Source organism: Aetokthonos hydrillicola CCALA 1050 (assembly GCF_017591665.1).
GTDB classification, from domain to species: Bacteria; Cyanobacteriota; Cyanobacteriia; order Cyanobacteriales; family Nostocaceae; genus Aetokthonos; species Aetokthonos hydrillicola.
On the sequence record NZ_JAAKGC010000210.1, the window covers coordinates 1 to 4,759 of the forward strand.

General features: G+C 38.9%; 3 protein-coding genes. 1 reads left to right on the forward strand and 2 read right to left on the reverse strand.

Annotated features, from left to right (window positions below; translation table 11 throughout):
• Both G4P69_RS35620 and G4P69_RS35625 read right to left on the reverse strand, forming a co-directional pair.
• Window positions 1-2,149, reverse strand: a 2,149-nt coding sequence (locus G4P69_RS35620) for a GAF domain-containing protein (RefSeq protein ID WP_243903153.1), incomplete at its 3' end; no start/stop codon positions are given.
• 85 nt (window positions 2,150-2,234) lie between these two features.
• Complete coding sequence (locus tag G4P69_RS35625; protein ID WP_208342803.1) at window positions 2,235-2,807, reverse strand: heme NO-binding domain-containing protein; 573 nt, start codon at window positions 2,805-2,807, stop codon at window positions 2,235-2,237.
• Window positions 2,808-3,240: 433 nt separating this feature from the next.
• Here G4P69_RS35625 and G4P69_RS35630 point away from each other — a divergent pair.
• On the forward strand, window positions 3,241-4,759 hold a 1,519-nt coding region (locus tag G4P69_RS35630; RefSeq protein WP_208354669.1), incomplete at its 3' end, for an ATP-binding protein.

The window sequence follows — 4,759 nt, forward strand, 5'->3', positions numbered from 1 at the left end:
AATTCCAGAGAATTTGACGGACACGGGTAATGTCACCAATAATCTGAGTGGGTGTGTGTGATTCAATCTGGTACATCAGTTCAACACCTTTTGAAGCTGCCTGAGATGCGAGCAAATCCAAGGCTTCCTCAACACACACCTGCAAGTCAAAAAGCTGTTCTTCTAACTCTAACTTACCACTCTCAATTTTAGAAAAGTCGAGAATATCATTGATGATCGTTAACAATGCATCGCTACTATTACGGATAGTTTCCACATAATCAAGTTGTTCCGGCTTAAGTGGAGTGTCTAAGAGTAGTCCAGTCATCCCCATAATCGCATTCATAGGGGTGCGAATTTCATGGCTCATGACGGCGAGGAAATTACTCTTAGCAATATTGGCTGCTTCTGCTGCTTGCTTGGCAAAGCTAAGCTCTTGATTTTGCTGCGCTAAAAGATGAGCTTGACGTGTTTCCTGAGCTAGCAGCTGTGCTTGGTTTAAGGCAATACCCATTTGATCTGCTAAGTGTTTTAGGAGATCTAATTCGAATTCACTCCAAAGTCTTGGGCGATCGCACTGATGAGCAATTAATAACCCCCACAAATCGTCGCGTACTAAAATTGGTACAACTAAGTTGGCTTTGACCTGAAACTGCTCTAAAAAGTCAATGTAACAAGGTCTAAATCCTGCTTGCGCCAGATCAGAAATTACTGTAATATTCCCTTGACGATAAAAGTCAAGATATCCTTTCTTAATACAACAATCATAAATATCCTTGTTTAGTGTAGCTGACCATCCTGGAACAACTGCCTCTTGAACAACTCTACCAGAACCATCAGAATTAATTTGAAAGATCAGAACGCGATCAGCCTGCAAAATTTGTTGAACTTCTGTGACTGTTGTTTGAAGAATTTTTTCTAATTGTAAAGACTTCCGAATTTCTTCAGTAATTTGCTTGAAAAGTACTGCCTGTTGATATTGCTTCTGTAGTGCTTGTTCTGCCTTTTTTCGTTCTGTAATATCCAGATGTGTTCCCACCATTCTCAAAGGTTTTCCTCGAGAATTACGGCTCACCAACTTACCCCGATCTAAAATCCACCTCCATTCTCCTGATTTCGCTAACAAACGTACTTCCGCTTCATAAAAAGGAGTATTACCCTTAAAGTGCTCCTTGAGCCTTTGTTGGATTAAGCGTCGATCCTCTGGATGAACCAACTGATTTCTCACTTTAAGATCATTTCCCAGTTCATCGGGCTCATAACCCAACATTGTGAACCAGTGTGGGCTACGATAAACTTCGCCAGTTACCAAATTCCAATCCCAAAGCCCTTCCTCTACTGCATCTAATGCCAGTTTTAACTGTTCTTCACTTGATCGAAGGATTTTCTCAGACTGTTTCTGTAAGGTTATGTCCTGATATTTCCACAGATGACCATAAAATTTATTATCAACTACAATGGGTATGTAGTTTTGCTCAAAAGTACGCCCATCAATCAGTTCCCACTCTTCATGGAAAACTGTTTGACTCTGACTAAGAAGCTCATCCTGATGGCGAATAAATTCATCTGGTCTAGCAAATATCTGTTTACCAGCTTCAGCTATTTTTACGTAATCCATCCCCTGTAAAGCTTCTGGAGCAAAGGGAATATTAAACTCATAGCAGAATTGCTGGTTTGCAAGAACGATTTGTCGGTTTTCATCCTCTAGTAAAATACCTTGGTGTAAACTCTCAATCAGTGTTCTTAATCGTGAAGCTGTGACTCTTAATTCCGTTCGCTGAGATGTTAGTTTTGTGTTTAATTTTTTAGCATCTGCAAGAGCTGCATTCTTAGTTTGCAACAAAAACAAATAATCTGAAATAGAATCCCATAAAGGAAAATCATTGACTTTCAGATCTAGTTTTTTGAGATCGGCAATATCGGTAATCCAAGGAGAACCAAGAAATAGTAGATGATCAGGTTCTTCCAAATACAACATCTGTCCTTTTAGCTGCATTTCTTTATGATGAGATTGCAGCAGAAACAGCGATTGCATTTGTTGAGAAATATCTTCAAAGGTTGCTGAACATTTAGGACGATTAATCTGAAAATGTTCTTCTAGGTAACTATCCAAAAGTTCAATAGGCTGAAAAATGCCCTGGATAACCTCACCCACTTGGACAATTTTCATTTCTCTATCTATAACCAAATGGAAGGGAAACAATTGTGCAAATTGGTTCGGAGCAAGAGTGAATTGCTTTAGTATAGTAGGTCTCTCATGTGTCATAGTTCTCACAAGAATCGTCGTACGCTATGGAGAAGATGTCGTGAGAAGCACCTTGCTGACGAAAGCTAGTTTGAGTAACATTTACTTTTGTTTGAAACCGTTTCCCCAACCCATGCAGTAACCCGATTACCATTGGAGACAATCCTTGGCGAGTCGATTGGTAGTTAAGTTTCATAGACTTTTCGCTTGTGTGTTCACACCCGAACGACGGAGGACGGAGTTCAGGTAAACTTAAGCCAACACGAGCATGCAATTGATCGAGGTTGTCTAGAAATTCTGGTAGGGAGTTTCCAGCGCTGGCTAACAAATCTCCATAGCCTTCTTCTGCAGTATAGGTCACCCAGTATTCTCCAAAGGCTTGCAATATCTCATCCGCTTGCATATTTAGTACCTCACAAGCGGCTTCGACTAAACGATAGGTAACGTCGTCAGAATAACCATCCATCCCAATAAAAAAATCAATATCTTCAAGTCCAGCCTTTTGCTTGATAGTTTCCCAGATCTCTTCACTATGGTACTTACAAATCATGTCTTGAATTGCTTTGTTAACTAGACCGTACATCGAAATTAACTCCTAAATAGAAAAATTACAAAGCTTTGAGCTTGACTAGAAATACACTTTAGTTGCGAAAAAGTGATACCTGACAGAAAAACATTTCAAAGACATGATTTGCGACAGCAGATTTACGGATTTCAGATGAACCCTCTCCCATGCATCAGACAGGGGTAAGGGTTGGATACATAATTTATTTATGAAGAAGAATTCGGGAGTCAGGAGAATCGTCTCCGACAGGAGAAGGGTGCATTCTGACTCCTGTATTCTGTCTCCTGACTCCTTTTTATGACATCTATATGCTTCTAAACCTCAGCAATGATGCTGAATATGCAAAAAAGAGTTTGTACTCCTTTGGAATATAATGACTAAAAACTAAGATGACCTCTGGGAATACTAGCTTTAAGAAGGAAAATCAGCTTCCATCATGAGGTAAGTATAAATGAAAACTTCAAGCTACATACCCGCTATCCCTGCATATCGAATTAGCTCTCAACTATCTGCTGACTCCAGAACTAGAACATATAGAGCTATTCGAGAGAAAGATAGACTTGCAGTAGTCATTAAAATTTTGACCTCGGAATCTCCCAGCTTCAAGGAATTAATGCTATTTCGCAACCAATATACGATTAGCAAAAATCTCAATATTCCCGGTATCATCCGTCCTTTATCATTAGAAGCTTATGGGAACGGTTATTTTTTAGTCATGGAAGATGCGGGGGAAATTTCTTTACAAGAATATTTTAAAGCCAGTACCTTATCACTTGTCGAATTTTTAGCGATCGCTATTCAATTAACTCACATTCTCCAAAATTTACATCAAAACCTCATTATCCACAAAGATATTAAACCCGTAAATATACTAATTCGTCCGCAAACCAAGCAAATTAGGTTGATGATAGATTTTAATATCGCCTCTCTATTGCTTAAAGAAACTCAAGAAATTAAAAGTCCAAATATTTTAGAAGGAACCCTCGCTTATATGTCTCCTGAACAAACAGGAAGGATGAATCGAGGAATAGATTACCGCAGTGATTTTTATTCTTTAGGTGTGACATTTTATGAATTATTAACCGGAAAACTACCATTTACGTCTGATGATCCAATGGAGTTAGTACATTGTCATCTTGCTAAAATGCCCGCATCATTGGGAAACAGGGAAGAGATTCCACAAGTGATCTCCGATATTGTGATGAAGTTAATGGCAAAAAATGCTGAAGATAGATATCAAAGTATTTTGGGACTAAGGTATGATTTAGAAAATTGTTTATATCAACTAAAAGAAACTAGCAAAATTATTGATTTTGAAGTTGCCCAGCGTGATATAACCAATCGTTTTCTAATCCCCGAAAAACTCTATGGGCGAGCAACAGAAGTTGCAACCTTGCTTGCAGCTTTTGAGCGCGTTGCCAATGGCAATTCTGAAATGATGCTGGTGGCAGGATTTTCCGGGATTGGAAAAACAGTGGTAGTCAATGAAATACACAAGCCGATTACCCGTCAGCAAGGATATTTCATAAAAGGTAAATTTGACCAGTTTAATCGCAATATACCCCTATCCGCCTTTGTACAAACCTTACGAGATTTGATGGGGCAATTGCTGTGGGAATCCGACACGCAATTAGCAGAATGGAAAACCAAAATTATTGAAGCTGTAGGCGACAATGGACAAGTTTTGATTGAGGTAATTCCAGAACTAGAACAAATTATTGGTAAGCAACCTCCAGCGCTGGAACTATCTGGAACCGCTGCACAAAACCGCTTTAATTTATTGTTCTCAAAATTTATTGCAGTCTTTACAACAAAAGAACATCCGTTGGTCATCTTTCTAGATGATTTACAGTGGGCAGATTCAGCTTCTTTACAGTTAATTAAACTTCTGATGCAGAATAACAGCTATCTACTTTTGTTAGGGGCTTACCGAGACAATGAAGTACAAGCTGCACATCCGTTGACTTTAA